Raw genomic sequence first — 16,226 nt, 5'->3', positions numbered from 1 at the left:
CACCCCGGTGGGGATGCACCGGTCCGGGTGCCGGGAGTGCGCTGATGCTCACAGGCTTTGAACCCCCCATTTCCTTGGGGTCTTGCCCAATTAAAACGGGCCGTGCACGGTCCAAAAGAAAAGCGCTTTGTTCGCCTTTGTACACAAAGGCTGACGGGAGAGTCCTCAGACGGTACCGACCAGACCCGGGAGTCTTCAGCCGGCTGCGCCGGACATTGTGCGGATTTGGAACTGCTCCGCCGCAAGTCAGGGCTTGGGTGGTCAACGGGGTGCAGGGCCGAAAGGCCCCTGCGTGTTGGCCCCGGGCGTTCCGCTCCGCTACGCCCTGCCGGGGTGGTTGATGGGGCGCTCCGTTTCGCTGCTCTCCGCTACTGTTCGGGTATGCGCGTAACGCGCGGGAAGAGAAGGACAGTCCTTTCGGTCTTCCACCATAACAACTGCCAGACTCCCGCGACTTGCGGTGGAAAGCTGCCAAACAGCAACAGGTACTCCGCAACCGGCAGAGGCTGAAAGTTTCCGCCCGGCCGATTGAGGAGACCCCCGGTCTGACCTTTGCGGAGCAAAGGTCACGCTTAGCGTTTTTCTTTTCCACCGGGCGCGGCGACTTTTCTTTTGACGCTTCAAAAGAAAAGTGGGGGCGCATCCCCCGCGGGGAACCCGCGACCGCCGCACCGGGACCGGTGCAAAGCCCGCGATCTTCATCGCACTCCCGGCGCCCGGACGGGCGCATCCCCCGCGCCGGAACCGGCGCAATTCCGCCGGCAAAGCCGGCACTCACAGGGCCGCCGCGGCCCCATGTTGCGATCAACCATACCGACAGAAAGACAACGAGGTGACTTCATGGCGGAACTGACCCCCATGATGAAGCAGTATCTGGAAATCAAAAAGGACAACCCGGACTCCATCCTGTTTTTCCGCCTGGGCGACTTTTACGAGATGTTCGCCGACGACGCCAGAACCGCGTCCCGGGAGCTGGACCTGACCCTCACCAGCCGGGACAAGGCCAAGGACAAGGACCCGGAGGACCGCATCCCCATGTGCGGCATCCCCTACCACGCCAGCGACGCCTACATCGCCCGGCTCATCGCCAAGGGCTATAAGGTGGCCATCTGCGAGCAGATGGAGGATCCCGCCGCCGCCAAGGGGCTGGTGAAGCGGGACATCATCCGGGTGGTGACCCCCGGCACCGTCATCGACGCCGCCTGCCTGGAGGACAAGAACAGCAACTTCCTCTGCGGCATCTATCTGGATTCCCGCTGCGCCGGCGTCAGCTTCTGCGACATCTCCACCGGCCGCACCCACGCCACCGCCTTCACCGGCCGGGACCGGCTGGAGCACGTGATCAACGAACTGGGCCGCTTTTCCCCGGCGGAGGCGGTGCTCAGCAGCGGCGCCTTCGCGGAGGAGACGCTGCTGACGCTGCTGCGGGAGCGGCTCCACTGCCGGGTGGAAAACGGCGGGGAGCGGCGCTTCCAGCTTGCGGCGGCGGAGAAGAACATCCGCGCCCAGTACGGCGACGAGGCCTTCGCGCGCCTGCCCGCCGGAAACCCCGCTGCGGCCATGGCCCTGGGGGGACTGCTGGATTACCTCTACGAGACTCAGAAAACGGATCTCTCCTATATCAATGATCTGGACTACTATGAGCAGGGCCGGTTCATGGAGCTGGACCTGGCGGCCCGGCGGAACCTGGAGCTGACGGAGACGCTGCAGCGCCGGGAGAAGAAGGGAAGCCTGCTGTGGGTGCTGGACCGCACCCGCACCCCCATGGGCGGGCGGATGCTCCGGTCCTGGCTGGAGCGGCCGCTGCTGAGCGTCACCGCCATCGTCCGGCGGAACAGCGCCGTGGCGGCGCTGGTGGAGGACACCATCCGCCGGGAGGAGCTGATCGCTGCCATGACGGGGCTGGGGGACATGGAGCGGCTCATCGGCCGCATTGTCTACGGCACCGCCGGCGGCCGGGACCTGGTGAGCCTCCGGGGGGCCATCGAGAAGCTGCCCGCCATCAAAGAGCAGCTGTCCGCCCTGCCGGACCGGCGGCTGAAGGAGCTGGCGGAGGAGCTGGACACCCTGGAGGACATCGGCTCCGCCATTGCCGACACAATCTGCGACGACCCGCCCTTCTCCGTGCGGGAGGGGGGCTTCATCCGGGAGGGCTGCAGCGACGAGGTGGACCGCCTGCGCCACATCCTCACCGGCGGCAAGGGCATCATCGCCGAGATGGAGGCCCGGGAGAAGGAACGCACCGGCATCCGCACCCTGAAAATCGGCTACAACAAGGTGTTCGGCTATTATATCGAGGTGTCCAAGGCCTTCACGGACCAGGTGCCGGACACCTACATCCGCAAGCAGACCCTGGTGAACGGCGAGCGGTACATCACCCAGGAGCTGAAGGAGCTGGAAAACTCCATCCTCACCGCCTCCGAGCGGGTGGTGGCCCTGGAATACCAGCTGTTTACCCAGCTGCGGGAGCACATCGCCCAGCAGGCCCAGCGGGTGCAGACCGCCGCCGCCGTGGTGGCGGAGACCGACGCCCTGTGCTCCTTTGCCGCCGTGGCGGTGCGGAACAACTACTGCCGGCCCGACATGGACGAGTCCGGCGCCATTGAGATTCACGGCGGCCGCCACCCGGTGGTGGAGCAGATGCTCAAGGACTCCCTGTTCGTCCCCAACGATACGTTCATGGGGGAGAAGGAGAACCGGGTGGCCATCATCACCGGCCCCAACATGGCGGGCAAGTCCACCTACATGCGCCAGGTGGCCCTCATTGTGCTGATGGCCCAGATCGGGTCCTTCGTGCCGGCCGCCTCCGCCCGCATCGGCGTGGTGGACCGCATCTTCACCCGCATCGGCGCCAGCGACGACCTGTCTGCCGGCCAGTCCACCTTCATGGTGGAGATGAGCGAGGTGTCGGACATCCTGCGCCACGCCACCAGGGACAGCCTGCTGATTCTGGACGAGATCGGCCGGGGCACCTCCACCTTTGACGGCATGTCCATCGCCCGGGCGGTGGTGGAGTACTGCGCCGACGGCCGGCTGCTGGGGGCCAAGACCCTGTTCGCCACCCACTACCACGAACTGACGGAGCTGGAGAACACCCTCCCCGGCGCCGTGAACTACAGCATTGCCGTCAAGACCCGGGGGGAGGACATCATCTTCCTGCGGAAGATTCTGCCCGGCGGCGCCGACCGCAGCTACGGCATCGAGGTAGCCAAGCTGGCGGGCCTGCCGCCGAAGGTGCTGAGCCGCGCCCGGCAGATTCTGACGGAGCTGGAGGCGGAGAGCGGCCGCCCGGCGGCCCCCGCCCCGGCGGAGGAGGACCAGGTGTCCCTCACCGCCGTGGGGGAGGGGGAGGTGCTGGAGGCGCTGCGCCGCTGCCAGCCGGACACCCTGACGCCCATTGAGGCGATGCAGCTGCTGTACGAGCTGAAACAGAAGCTTTCCTGAGAGAGTTGAAGGAGACAGATCATGGCCAAGAAAAAAAGCGGCGGAGAATACCTGACGCCGGGGGAGCAGATCGCGGGCACCGTGCTGCTGGCGCTGTACCTGCTGGTGCTGCCGGCGGTGCGGGAGCCGCTGTTCGACCTGGCGGAGCGGCTGACGGGGGCCAATCTCTCCCCGGCGCTGCGGAGCGCGGTGTACTACTACGCGCTGCTGGCGGCGGTGGCGGTGATTTTCCACCGCTTCCTGAGCCGCACCTCCCGGAATTTCGCGGACAATCTGGGCGTCGCCTGCGAGGCGGCGCTGACGGGCCTGGTGGCGCTGTACGGCCTCAATGAGCTGGTGTGCCGGCTGGGCCGGCTGCTGGTGGGGGGCCTTGCCAACCTGAACGACACCCTCATCGCCGCCCCGGTGCCGGACGCCCCCCGCACCACCTTTCTCATCGCGGTGCTGGTGGTGCCCATCGCGGAGGAGACGCTGTTCCGGGGGCTGGTGTTCGGCGGGCTGCGGGGAAAGAGCCGCTGGATCGCCTACGCCGCCTCCTGCTGCCTGTTCGCCCTGAGCCAGGTGTGGCAGCTGGCGTCGGCGGGGCTGTCGCCGCTGGCGCTGGCCCGGCTGCTGCAGTATCTGGTGCCGGGGGCGGTGCTGTGCCGGACCTATGAGCGGTCCGGGTCGCTGTGGTCCGCCGCGGCGGTCCACGCCGCCGCCAACGCCCTGTGCCTGTGGACGGGCTGAAAGGAGATGGCGCAATGACCACCGGAAAACTGATTCTGAAGGCGGAGGGCGGCTGGAAGCGCACCGCCCTGGTGTGGCTGGCGTCCTTTGCCGTGACGCTGGCCATCCTGGTGCCCATGGCCGCCCTGGTGCCCCTGGAGGGCCTTACCCGGGGCGCCCTGCTTGCCGTCGCCGCCTATGTGCTGATGCGCTGCGCCTACCGGCTGTTTGTCACCCTGCTGCCCCAGCGGGAGACGGAGCGCACCGTGACGTGGACCGTGACGGAGGACGCCCTGACGCTGAACGGGAAAACCATCCCCCGCGGCGCCATCCGCAACGTCCACTGCTGGCCCAACCGGGACTCTCTGGGCTTTTCCGTCCCCGGCTGGACGGTGAATATTGAGACGGACGGCAAAAACGAGCTGCTGCGGAGCCTTACCGAGGGAAGCCCGGCGGAGACCTCCGCCGCGCTGCTGCGGAAGCTGGTGGTGGCTCTGGGCTATGGCCGCAATTGGCCGGAGAGCTGAACAGGAGGAATACGCATATGCCACACATTGCACAGCTGCCCGGCCACGTGGCGGACCTGATCGCCGCCGGCGAGGTGGTGGAGCGTCCCGCCAGCGTGGTGAAGGAGCTGGTGGAAAACGCCATTGACGCCGGCGCCTCCGCCGTGGTGGTGGAGATCCGCCGGGGCGGCATGGGCCTCATCCGGGTGACGGACAACGGCTGCGGCATCGCGCCGGAGGAGCTGCCCACCGCCTTTTTGCGCCACGCCACCTCCAAGCTCCGCTCGGAGCGGGACCTGGCCGCCATCGGCACCCTGGGCTTCCGGGGGGAGGCCCTGGCCGCCATCTCCGCCGTCTCCCGGCTGGACATCGACACCCGCCAGACCGGGGCCGACGCGGGGGCGTCCCTCCACCTGGAGGGGGGCGTTCCCGGGGAGGTGGTGCCGGCAGGCGTGCCGGAGGGCACCACCATCCGGGTGCAGGACCTGTTTTACAACACCCCCGCCCGGTTAAAATTCATGAAAAAGGACAGCGCGGAAACCGCCGCCGTCAATGGCCTGATGCAGCATCTGTCCCTGTCCCACCCGGACGTGTCCTTCAAATTCATCAAGGACGGCGCCGAGGCCCTCCACACCCCCGGCGACGGGAAGCTGGAGTCCGCCGTGTACGCCGCCCTGGGCCGGGACTTCGCCAAAAGCCTTCTGCCGGTGGCGGGACGGGGCGGCGACATCGCCGTCTCCGGCTTTGTCACCCGGCCGCTGCTGTGCCGGGGCTCCCGGGGCATGCAGATTTTCTTCGTCAACGGCCGGTTCATCAAGTCCCAGCTGCTGACCGCCGCCCTGGAGGAGAGCTACCGCAACCAGCTGATGAAGGGGAAGTTCCCCGGCTGCGTGGTGGCCGTCACCATGCCGGTGGAGGCGGTGGACGTGAACGTCCACCCCGCCAAGACCCAGGTGAAGTTCGCCCGGGAGCGGGAGGTGTTTGACGCGGTGTACCACACCGTGCTGGACGCCCTCAACGACACCGGCGGCCCCGTGCAGCCGGCGGTGCGCCCCGCGGCGGAGACCGTGAACCCCCGGGGGGACTTTTTCCGGACCATGGACGCGGCCTCCTTCCGCCAGAAGGCGGCGGAGAACAGCCGCCCCGCCGCCCCCCGCCGCCCGGCGTGGGACACGGAGTGGCGGAGCACCGCCAAGGTGGCGGACGCCGGCGGCAGCGCCCCGGTCTATCAGACCAGATACACCCCGCCGGCAAAGCCCGCTCCGGCGCCGGAAACTCCGGCGGCAAAGCTCACTTCCGCCCCGAAGCCCGCGGCGGCGGCAGCGCCTGCCCCGGTGAAGTCCGCCCCCGCGGCGGAGCCTCCGGCGGGTCCCGCCGTCCCGAAAACGGAGGAGAAGCCGAAGCGCCCCTTCGTCCCCGCCATCCCGGAGATGCGGGAGGAGCCGGCGCAGCAGACCCTGGAGCCGGCGGGGGAGACCCCCTGGCGCATCGCCGGCGAGGTGCTGAACACCTACATTGTCTGCGAGTCGGAGGGCGGCGACGTGTGGCTCATCGACAAGCATGCCGCCCACGAGCGGGTGAATTTTGACCGCCTGATGGCCGCGGCGGAGCCGCCCATGAGCCAGCAGCTGCTGATTCCCGCCGCCGTCCAGCTGGGCCGGGAGGACACGGCGCTGCTGCTGGAAAACCTGCCGCTGCTGGAGGAGCTGGGCTTCGGCTGCGAGGACTTCGGCGGCGACACGGTGCTGGTGCGCCGCATCCCGGCGGACGTGGATGCGGCGGACGTCACCGCCACGCTGGAGGAATTCGCCGAAAAGCTGCGGACGGGCCGCTCCCCGGCGGAGCGGCGGGAGCAGCTGCTCCACACCATAGCCTGCAAGTCCGCCATCAAGGCGGGAATGCACTCCGACCAGCGGGAGCTGCGGACCCTGGTGGACCGGGTCCAGTCCGGCGAAATCCGCTACTGCCCCCACGGCCGCCCCGTGGCGGCGAAGCTGTCCCGCTACGAGCTGGAGAAGCTGTTCAAGCGGGCCTGAGACATGTGATCCCCGGGCGGGCCGCCCGTCCGACAAACCCCACCCATATAAAGGAGGAGTATACGATGTTGCTTTTTGTTGACTGCTGTATCAGCTACCGGGGAGACGACTCCCGCAGCCATGCCCTGTGCGAGGCGTTTCTGGAGACCTACCGCAAAACCCATCCCGGCGAGGAGATTGAGGTGGTGAACCTGCAGCGCATGGGCCTGGAGCCTTTCGACCAGTTCAGCACCGACGACCGCAACCGCCTGCGGAGCGTGAAGGCCTTTGATTCTCCCATTTTCAAGCTGGCCCGCCAGTTCAAGCGGGCGGACCGCATCGTCATCGGCGCGCCCCTCCGGGACCTGACCTTCCCCGCCATGCTGCGGATTTACATTGAGTACATCTGCGTCCGGGAAGTGACCTACCACTATGAAAACGGCCAGTGCAAGGGCGACTGCATGGCCACCAAGCTGGCCTATCTGAACGTCAGCGGCGGCCCGGAGTCGGAGGGGAACCTGGGCGTGGAGTACTGGCGGCAGCTGAGCGAGCGCTTCGGCATCCGGGAGTTCTTCCATGTGGACGCCTACGGCCTGGACATTGAGCCGGAGAAGAGCGAGATCATCATGGCGGCGGCCTGCGACAAGGCCCGGGAGCTGGCCAAAGCTTTCTGAGAATCTGCCCGTTCCGGGGAAAGGGGGGACCGCCATGGCGAAGGTCCTTTGCGTGGTGGGTCCCACCGCCACGGGAAAAACGAAAATGGGGGTTCTGCTGGCCCGGAAATGCGGCGGGGAAGTGGTGTCCGTGGACTCCATGCAGATTTACCGGGGCATGACCATCGGCACCGCCGCCCCCACGCCGGAGGAGATGGAAAACATCCCCCACCACATGATCGCCGTGGCGGACCCGGCGGAGCAGTGGTCCGCCGCCCGCTACGCCGCTGAGGCCACCGCCGTCATCGACGGTATTCTGGCCCGGGGAAAGCTGCCCGTTCTGGTGGGCGGCACCGGGCTGTGGCTGGACGCGGTGATCCGTGGCCACGGCTTTGCCGGCGGCTGCGCCGGCGGCGAGGTGCGGGCGCGGCTGCAGCGGGAGCTGGAGGCGGGGGGCATGGAACCCCTGCTGGCGGAGCTGCGCCGGGTGGACCCGGACAGCGCCCGGAAGCTCCACCCCGCCGACACCAAGCGAATCCTCCGGGCGCTGGAGGTGTGGCGGGAGACGGGAAAGACCATCTCCCAACACAACGCCGAGACGAAGGCCGTCCCGCCCCGGTATGACGCGGTGTATCTGGGCTTTCAGTTCCGGGACCGGGAGGACATGCGCCGGCTCATTGACCTGCGGGTGGACAAAATGGTGGAGGAGGGCCTCCTGGAGGAGGTCCGGACCCTGCTGACCTCCGGCATTCCGCCCACGGCCACGGCGCTGCAGGCCATCGGCTACAAGGAGTTTCTGGGGGTGCTCACCGGGGAGCGCAGCGAGGCGGAGGCCATCGCGGAGGTGAAGCTCCGCTCCCGGCAGTACGCCAAGCGGCAGCTGACGTGGCTGCGGCGAAATCCGGACATCCATTGGTTCTGGTGGGAAAAAGAACGGGATTTTGCCCGCGCCCTCCAGTTTTCGACGGAAATCCTGTCCGCGGAAGGCTTATGCTGAAGCCGGAGCGGACCTGCAACCTCCGCTCCGAAACAGAAAGAAGGAGCGGACAGCTATGCAGACAAAAGCGAATTTGCAGGACATTTTTCTCACAAAGGCCCGCCGGGACCGGGTCCCGGTCACCATGTTTCTGATGAACGGCTTCCAGCTGCGGGGCACCATTACCGGCTTCGACGCCTTTGTGGTGGTGCTGGATTCCGACGGCCGCCAGCAGGTGATTTACAAGCATGCGATCTCGACCATCGCGCCCACCCGGAACGTGGACCTGACCGCCGGGTAAAGGCCGCTGCCCGCCGCGGAAAAGGGACAAGCCCGGTACACAAGGAGTTTTTTCATGAAATCATTGGGAACCAAACTGCTGATGGCCGCCGTCTGCCTGACGGTGCTGGCCTATTTCGGCCTGCAGGGCTACCGCTATCTGGACGCCCCCTATACCACGGTGCTGGCCTACGCCTATCAGCAGGAGGAGAGCGCCGCCGTGTCCGGCTGGGTGATCCGGGAGGAGCAGGTGCTGCCGGACGACACCACGGGACTGCTGCGGCTGACCCGGTCCGAGGGGGAGAAGGTGGCCAAGGGCGGCAAACTGGCGGTGGTGTACGCCGACGAAGCGTCGCTGCAGCGCCAGAGCGACCTGGACGCCCTCCAGACCCGCATCGACCAGCTGCACTACGCCCGGGACGCCGCCCTCAGCAGCGAGGCGGGGCTGAAGCTGGACACCCAGATTCTCCGGCAGATTCTGGACTTCCGCGGCGACGTGGCCGCCGACCAGCTCTCCGACGCCGAAGACCACATGAGCCAGCTGCGGAGCCTGGTGCTGAAGCGGGACTATACCTACACCGACAGCGGCGATCTGGACGCCGCGCTGCAGCAGCTGGAGAGCCAGCTCTCCGCCCTGAAATCCCAGTCCGCCGCCACCACCCGCGCCGTAACGGCGCCGGTGTCCGGTGTCTGGTCCGCCGTCACCGACGGCTATGAGGGCGTCCTCACCCCCGCCGTGCTGGACACCCTGACCCCCGACACCATCAACCGCTTTGAAGCCGACGGGGAGACCTCCCAGCTGGGCCGCCTCATCACCGGGGACACCTGGTACTACGCCGCCTCCATGGACGCGGCGGCCGCCCAGCGGCTCACCGTGGGCAAAACGGTGACGCTGCGGTTCGTGAAGGGCAGCGGCCGGGACCTGCAGGTGAAGGTCCGGTCCGTCAGTGAGGAGCAGGGGGGCCGCGTGGTGGCGGTGTTCTCCAGCCGGCAGTACCTGTCGGAGCTGACGCTGCTGCGCCGCCAGAGCGCCGACGTGATCACCGACTCCATTTCGGGCATCCGGGTTCCCTCCAACGCTCTGCGGGTGATGGAGGACGGCGCCGCCGGCGTGTACTGCGTGGTGGGCATGAACGCCCGGTTCAAGCCGGTGGAGGTGCTGTACACCGACGAGAGCGGCTACGCCCTGGTGAAGCCGCTGGAGACGGAGAGCGGAAAGACCGTCCTCCGGGCAGGGGACGAAGTGCTGGTCACCGCCCGGGAGCTGTATGACGGCATGATTGTGGAATAACCGAACACCCGACGGCGGCGTGTCCGCCGGCACAGACAGAAAGGAAGCATCGCCATGTCCATCGCACAGAACATTCAGACCGTCCGGCAGCAGATGGCGGAGGCCGCCCGCGCCGCGGGCCGGGACCCCGGGGAGATTTTGCTGGTGGGCGCCAGCAAAATGAACGACGCGGCGGCCTGCAAGGAGGCCGTGGCCGGCGGCATCGACGCCCTGGGGGAGAACCGGGTGCAGGAGCTGCTGGCCAAGTACGCCGAGGACGCCTACGCGGGAGCGCCGCTGCACTTCATCGGCCACCTGCAGCGCAACAAGGTCCGCCAGATCGTGGGAAAGGTGGACCTGATCCAGTCCGTAGGCTCCCTGGAGCTGCTGGAGGAGATTGAAAAGTGGGCGGCGAAGCTGGAGCTGGTGCAGTCCGTGCTGCTGGAGGTGAACATCGGCGGCGAGGAGAGCAAGAGCGGCTTTGCCCCGGAGGCGCTGGAGGCCGCGGCGGAGGCCGCCCTGACCCATCCCCACATCCGGGTGCAGGGGCTGATGACCATCCCCCCCGTGGAGACGGAAAGCGGCGGAAATGTGCCGTATTTCGAAAAAGTGCGGGACCTCTATGTTGACATCAACAGGAAATTGTTCCATAATGAATTCAAATACCTGTCCATGGGCATGAGCGGCGATTTCGCGGAGGCCATCCGCTGCGGCGCCACCATGGTCCGCGTGGGCACCGCCATCTTCGGCGCGCGGAACTACGGCTGAGAAAGATTACGGGCGCGGCCCGGTGGGAGGCTTTCATGAGCATTCTGGACGAACTGAAAAAATGGACCCATCCCTACGAGGAAGAGGACGAGGATTACGACGATTTTGAGGAACCGGCCCGCAAGGAGCCGGCCTTTGAGGACCGCCGCGCCCGGGAACGGAGCGAGGACCGGCGGAACAAGGTGGTGAACATCCACGCCACCACCCAGCTGAAGGTGGTGCTGGTGAAGCCGGAGCGGTTTGAAAACGCCTCCGAGATCGCCGACCATCTGAAGGACAAGCGGACGGTGGTCATCAACCTGGAGTCCACCAACAAGGACGTGGCCCGCCGCCTGGTGGACTTCCTGTCCGGCGTGGCCTACGCCGGCGAGGGGAAGATCAAGAAGGTGGCTGCCAACACCTACATCATCACGCCCTATCACGTGGACATTGAGGGCGATCTCATTGACGAGCTGGAAAACAACGGCCTTTATTTTTGAGCGGGGGGAGTATTGAACCATGCTGACACCACAGGAAGTTTCCAGTCACGCCTTCACCCGGGCGCCCTTCGGCGGGTACAACATGACCGCCGTGGACGAGTTTCTGGATGAGCTGACGGACGATTATACGGCGCTGTACAAGGAAAACGCGGCCCTGAAGGCCAAGCTGAAGGTGCTGGTGGAGAAGGTGGACGACTACCGCGCCACCGAGGACTCCATGCGGGCCACGCTGCTCACCGCCCAGCGCATGGCGGACTCCATCGTCAAGGAGGCGGAGGCCAAGCGGGAGGCGCTGATGGCCCAGGCGGAGGCTGACGCCCGCCAGAAGATCGGCGCCATGCAGGCGGAGGTGACCGCCACCCAGGAGCGGCTGAAAGCCGGCCGCCAGGACCTGCGGAGCTTCATCGCCTCTGTCCGGGAGGTCTGCAACCAGGAGCTGGCGCTGCTGGAGCAGCTGCCGGAGCTGCCGGTGGAGACGGCGGCCCCCGCCCCGGAGCCTGCGGCCCAGGAGGCCGCGGCGGCGGAGGAGATCGAGCAGAGCGTGTTTGCCGCCATGGAGGCGGAGGACGACGCGGCGGCGGAAGCGGCCGGGAGCGGGGAGGAGCCCGCGCCCGACTATCCCGAGGGCAACCCCTTTGAGACGGAGAGCGTGGATGAGCCCACCCGCCGCATCGACCTGAAGGACCTGAAATTCGGCCGCAACTACTCCAGCGAATGAGAACATGACCAGAAAGCGGCCTGAAAAGGCCGCTTTCTGCGTATTCGGAGGTCAATTATGGAAAACCGTCCCGTCGTCGCCATTCTCTACGATTTTGACAAGACCCTCTGCACCACGGATATGCAGAACTACGCCTTCATCCCCTCCCTGGGCATGACGCCGGGGGAGTTCTGGGCGGAGGCCAACGGCTTCGGCCAGTCCAACCGAATGGACGGCATCCTGGCGTATATGTATACCATGCTCCGGGAGGCGGAGCGGCGCAGCCGGCCCATCACCCGCCGGAGTCTGGTGGAGCAGGGGCGGGGCGTGGTGCTCTACCCCGGCGTGGAGGAGTGGTTCGGCCGCATCAACGCCTTCGGCGACACCCAGGGGGTGACGGTGGAGCACTACATCATCTCCTCCGGCCTGCGGGAGATCATCGAAGGCTCCGCCATCAGCGGGGAGTTCAAAGAGATCTACGCCAGCGAGTTCTATTATGACGAGACGGGCCGCCCGGTGTGGCCCAAGCTGGCGGTGAACTTCACCGCCAAGACCCAGTTTGTCTACCGCATCAACAAGGGCGTGCTGGACGTGTCCGATGACAAGACCCTCAATGACTCCATGCCCGATGACAGCAAGCGGGTGCCCTTCACCAACATGATCTACGTGGGGGACGGCCTCTCCGACGTGCCCTGCATGAAGATGATGCGGGCCTACGGCGGCCAGGCCATCGCGGTGTATCAGGAGGGGAACCGCACCGGCGTGGAGGACCTGCTGGCCAAGGGCCGGGTGGACTATATGTTCCCGGCGGACTACCGCCCCGGCACCGCCCTGGACCAGACGGTGCGGGATATCATCTGCCGCATGGCCATCTCCGACCGGCTGTGGGAGGAGAATGCCCGGCAGAAGCGGGCCATCGGGCGGGGGGAGCTGCCAAATCAGGCCAGTCTGTTCTGATGGCGCCTGCCCGGCGCGGGGGGGCCGGTGATCACCGGGCGCCGGGGGAGCGCAGCGAAGGCTGCGGGCTTTCCGGCCATTGCCGGGGGATGATGCACCGATTTCGGTACGGAAAACACCGGGACCCCGGTGGGGATGCACCCCCATTCTTTTTCGTCTTGCCGAAAAAGAACCCTCCAGAGGGGCTTCTCTTGCCGCTTCGCGGCAATTCACCTTCTGCGCCGTGCACGGTGGAAGAAAAAGGCGCTGGGCGTGACCTTTGCTCCGCAAAGGTCAGACCGGGAGTCTTCTCAGACCCTGCGGTGGAAACTTGCGGGTCTCCTGCCGGCTGCGCTACGCATTGTACCTAAACCGATACTGCTCCGCCGCAAATTGGGGCCTGGTTGGTCAACGGGGTGCAGAACCGAAAGGCCCCTGCGTGTTGGCCCCGGGCGTTCCGCTCCGCTACGCCCTACTGCGGCAGTGGACGTTTACAACCCGGGTATGCGCGTAGCGACTGGACAGCCGTTGGCGGCTTTGCCGCCTTACGGATGTCGCGTCCCCCTTGCGGGGAAGCGGAACGCGCGGGAAAAGAAGGACAGTCCTTTCGGTTTTCCACCCCGACTACCACCGCACTCCCGCGACTTGCGGCGGAGCAGTATCGAATTTGTGCTGTGTATAGCGCAGCCGGCAGAAGATTTCCGGACCTGGTCGGCAGTGTCTGAGGAATCTCCCGTCAGCCTTTGTGTACAAAGGCGAAAAGGCGCCTTTCTTTTGGACCGTGCACGGCCCGTTTTCTTTGGGCAAGACCCAAAGAAAATGGGGGAAACAGGCGAAGCGCCGCCAGCGGCGGAAACAGCGAGCCTGTTTCGAGGAAGCGGCACGATTGGCGGCCCCAACGGGGCCGGGAATCGTACTGCCGCGACGGTGGTTTGCAATCCCGCCGGCAAAGCCGGCACCCCCGCACCCGGGCGGGTGCAAAGCCGTGACCTTCGTCACAAATCAATCTCCATTCCGGTGGAAATCCCCCGCAGGCGATCCCCCAGAATGTCCCGCAGGGCGCCGAAGGCGTACTCCCCGGTGCAGTGGCCGGTATAGTACACCGTCTCCCCCGGCAGCAGCGCCCGGCCGATGGACTGCAGCAGCTTTCCGGAGCTCTCTTTCTCCGGGTCCAGCTGGAACAGGTGGAATCCGCCCACCACCGCGTCCGCGGCGCGGCCCGTCAGGCGCTCCGCCGTGTGGCAGATGTTCACGATGCCCCGGTGGGCGCAGCCCGCCACCAGCACCGTCTTTCCCTCCGCGGAGATCAGCAGGTCCTGCTCGTGGCCGAAGGTGTCGGGCACCAGGTCCCCCGCCGGGTTCTTCCACCGCAGCCGGGTGTCGGTGTCGGCGGTGGGAAAATCCCCCGCCGCCGGGAACAGGGTCAGCTCCTCGTCAATGGCGTACACACCCTCCACCGCCACAAACCGGTCCCGGTATGCCTCCAGCGCCGGGTCCAGGCCGATGTAGCCGGTGCCGGTGGGCCGGCAGGCGTAGTAGCCCTCCCAGACGGCGGGGCGGACATACACCTTCGCCCGGTCGTTCCGGGCGAAAAACGCCGGCAGGCCGTCGCTGTGGTCGCTGTGGCCGTGGGACAGCACGGCGATGTCCACCTGGGACAAATCCACGCCCAGCGCATCCGCGTTGGCCGCCATGTCGCCGTTGGGGCCGGCGTCAAACAGAATTTTGTGCTTCGGCGTCTCAAAATACAGGCTCAGGCCGTGGGCGCACCGCAGCTCCGGGGCGCAGGCCGTGTTTTCCATCAGTACAGTCATTTTCATGGCGTTTCCTCCTCAGTCGGCAGCCTCGCCGTACAGTGCCCAGGTGTTGCTGCCGGTAATCTTCACATCCACGAACCGGCCCAGCAGGTCCTCCCCGCCCTTCAGCCGCACCAGGCGGTTGCCCTCCGTCCGGGAGGCCAGGGGATACTCCGGATCGTCGGAGGGGCCATCCACCAGCACCCGCACCGTTTTGCCGATGTATCCGGCGTGGAGCCTGGCGGACATGGCGTTCTGGACCTCCAGCAGCCGGTCAAACCACTTCTGCTTCTCCTCCCGGCCGGCGGGGTCCGGCATGGACGCCGCCTTCGTGCCGGGGCGGGGGGAGTAGATGAAGGTGAACAGGGCGTCATAGCCCACCTCCTCCACCAACGACACGGTGTCCATGGCCTCCGCCTCCGTCTCGCCGGGGAAGCCGATGATCACGTCGCTGGTCAGCACCAGGCCGGGCATGACGGACTTGGCGTAGTTCACCAGCTCCAGATACTGCGCCCGGGTGTAGCGGCGGTTCATTTCTTTCAGCACCCGGTCATTGCCGGACTGCACCGGCAGGTGCAGCTGCTTTGCCACGTGGGGGCAGCGGGCCATGGTGTCGAAGAGCTTTTTCGTGGCGTCCTTGGGGTGGCTGGACATGAAGCGGATGAGGTACTCGCCGGGGATTTTGTCAATGTCCGCCAGCAGGTCCGCGAAGTCATAGTTCAGGTCCAGATCGCTGCCGTAGGAGTTGACGTTCTGGCCCAGCAGGGTGATGTCCTTGTATCCGGCGGCCACCAGCGCCCGGACCTCCTCCAGCACCCGCTGGGGGTCCCGGCTCCGCTCCCGGCCCCGGACGTAGGGGACGATGCAGTAGGAGCAGAAGTTGTTGCAGCCGTACATGATGGAGACCCACGCCTTGATGTCCCCCTCCCGGCGGATGGGCAGGCCCTCGGCAATGGAGCCGTGCTCGTCGGCCACGGAGAATACCCGCCTGCGCTTCTCGTACACCTGCCACAGAAGCTCCGGGAACTTCCACAGGGCATGGGGGCCGAACACCAGGTTCACATGGGGATAGGACCGCTTCACCCGCTCCGACACCCGGGGCTCCTGGGCCATGCAGCCGCACAGGCAGATGACCTGCTCCGGGTTGGCCTTTTTCGTGTGGGTCAGGGCGCCCAGATTGCCGAACACCCGGTCCTCCGCGTGCTCCCGGACGGCGCAGGTGTTGAGAATCACCACGTCCGCCTCCTTGGGGTCATCGGTGAAGCCGAAGCCCATGGCCTCCAGCATACCCTGGAGCATCTGGCCGTCCGCCACGTTCTGCTGGCAGCCGAAGGTGTCCACGCAGGCCAGGGGATGGGCCTCCCGGGCGGCGAACATGGCCCTGATGCTTGCTTCAAAGTCCCGCTGGCGGTCCAGGTCCGCGGCGGAGACCAGTACGTCTTTCCGTTCCAAGTGTCGATTCCTCCGAAGGATGAAAATTGTTGCGTTCTGAATTGATTGATTATAGCATAAAAGGGCGAAAAGTACAAGATCGGACGGCCCACAAGCCGTCCGGTTTTTGTAGGATTACAATACATGTTGGACAAGTAAATAAAAAGGATGAAGGATAGGGCCTTATCGGTTAAAGTTGAGTTACCACACCACAACTTAACGAAAGGGGGCCATATCCTTCATGAGCAAGAGTATAACACAGGACATG

The 16,226-nt window shown here is 66.2% G+C and carries 14 protein-coding genes; 12 read left to right on the top strand and 2 right to left on the bottom strand.

All coding sequences use genetic code 11. From position 1 onward, the window contains the following. The first annotated feature begins 840 nt into the window (after window positions 1-840). The 12 genes from mutS (at window position 841) to SOX55_RS00180 (ending at window position 12,752) form a co-directional block, all read left to right on the top strand. Complete coding sequence (mutS, locus tag SOX55_RS00235) at window positions 841-3,444, top strand: DNA mismatch repair protein MutS (RefSeq protein WP_325285420.1); 2,604 nt, start codon at window positions 841-843, stop codon at window positions 3,442-3,444. Between the two features lie 21 nt (window positions 3,445-3,465). Beyond that, the gene (locus tag SOX55_RS00230; protein WP_325285419.1) at window positions 3,466-4,173 is read left to right on the top strand and encodes a CPBP family intramembrane glutamic endopeptidase; all 708 of its coding nucleotides are present in this window, start codon (window positions 3,466-3,468) and stop codon (window positions 4,171-4,173) included. A 14-nt stretch (window positions 4,174-4,187) separates the two neighbouring features. Further along, window positions 4,188-4,679, top strand: a complete 492-nt coding sequence (locus SOX55_RS00225) for a hypothetical protein (RefSeq protein WP_325285418.1) — start codon at window positions 4,188-4,190, stop codon at window positions 4,677-4,679. A gap of 17 nt (window positions 4,680-4,696) precedes the next feature. Next, window positions 4,697-6,694, top strand: coding sequence for a DNA mismatch repair endonuclease MutL (gene mutL, locus SOX55_RS00220; protein ID WP_325285417.1), 1,998 nt, complete (start codon window positions 4,697-4,699; stop codon window positions 6,692-6,694). A 65-nt stretch (window positions 6,695-6,759) separates the two neighbouring features. Continuing rightward, window positions 6,760-7,347: an NAD(P)H-dependent oxidoreductase gene (locus SOX55_RS00215; RefSeq protein ID WP_325285416.1), complete on the top strand. Its 588-nt coding sequence runs from the start codon at window positions 6,760-6,762 to the stop codon at window positions 7,345-7,347. A 34-nt stretch (window positions 7,348-7,381) separates the two neighbouring features. Continuing rightward, the gene (gene miaA, locus SOX55_RS00210) at window positions 7,382-8,323 is read left to right on the top strand and encodes a tRNA (adenosine(37)-N6)-dimethylallyltransferase MiaA (protein WP_325285415.1); all 942 of its coding nucleotides are present in this window, start codon (window positions 7,382-7,384) and stop codon (window positions 8,321-8,323) included. 55 nt (window positions 8,324-8,378) lie between these two features. Continuing rightward, the gene (gene hfq / locus SOX55_RS00205) at window positions 8,379-8,603 is read left to right on the top strand and encodes an RNA chaperone Hfq (protein WP_325285414.1); all 225 of its coding nucleotides are present in this window, start codon (window positions 8,379-8,381) and stop codon (window positions 8,601-8,603) included. Window positions 8,604-8,657: 54 nt separating this feature from the next. Further along, a complete protein-coding gene (locus SOX55_RS00200) occupies window positions 8,658-9,872 on the top strand; it encodes an HlyD family efflux transporter periplasmic adaptor subunit (protein ID WP_325285413.1) in 1,215 nt (404 codons plus the stop codon). A 54-nt stretch (window positions 9,873-9,926) separates the two neighbouring features. Further along, window positions 9,927-10,619: a YggS family pyridoxal phosphate-dependent enzyme gene (locus SOX55_RS00195; RefSeq protein ID WP_325285412.1), complete on the top strand. Its 693-nt coding sequence runs from the start codon at window positions 9,927-9,929 to the stop codon at window positions 10,617-10,619. 35 nt (window positions 10,620-10,654) lie between these two features. Next, entirely contained in the window at window positions 10,655-11,098 is a 444-nt protein-coding gene (locus tag SOX55_RS00190; RefSeq protein WP_325285411.1) for a cell division protein SepF, read from the top strand. 19 nt (window positions 11,099-11,117) lie between these two features. After that, window positions 11,118-11,816 carry a DivIVA domain-containing protein gene (locus SOX55_RS00185; RefSeq protein ID WP_325285410.1) on the top strand — a complete coding sequence of 233 codons (699 nt, stop codon included), beginning with the start codon at window positions 11,118-11,120 and terminating at the stop codon, window positions 11,814-11,816. A 57-nt stretch (window positions 11,817-11,873) separates the two neighbouring features. Next, entirely contained in the window at window positions 11,874-12,752 is an 879-nt protein-coding gene (locus SOX55_RS00180; protein WP_325285409.1) for an HAD family hydrolase, read from the top strand. 974 nt (window positions 12,753-13,726) lie between these two features. On the opposite strand, the gene SOX55_RS00175 is transcribed toward SOX55_RS00180, so the two are convergent. Further along, on the bottom strand, window positions 13,727-14,551 hold the full coding sequence (locus SOX55_RS00175) for an MBL fold metallo-hydrolase (protein ID WP_325285408.1): 825 nt from the start codon (window positions 14,549-14,551) through the stop codon (window positions 13,727-13,729). A 12-nt stretch (window positions 14,552-14,563) separates the two neighbouring features. Then, on the bottom strand, window positions 14,564-15,979 hold the full coding sequence (gene miaB / locus SOX55_RS00170) for a tRNA (N6-isopentenyl adenosine(37)-C2)-methylthiotransferase MiaB (protein ID WP_325285407.1): 1,416 nt from the start codon (window positions 15,977-15,979) through the stop codon (window positions 14,564-14,566). Window positions 15,980-16,226: the final 247 nt, after the last annotated feature.

The organism is Dysosmobacter sp., from assembly GCF_034093755.1.
Classification (GTDB): domain Bacteria; phylum Bacillota; class Clostridia; order Oscillospirales; family Oscillospiraceae; genus Oscillibacter.
Note: the sequence above shows the minus strand (reverse complement) of the source record. Positions and strands in the feature narration are given on the sequence as shown.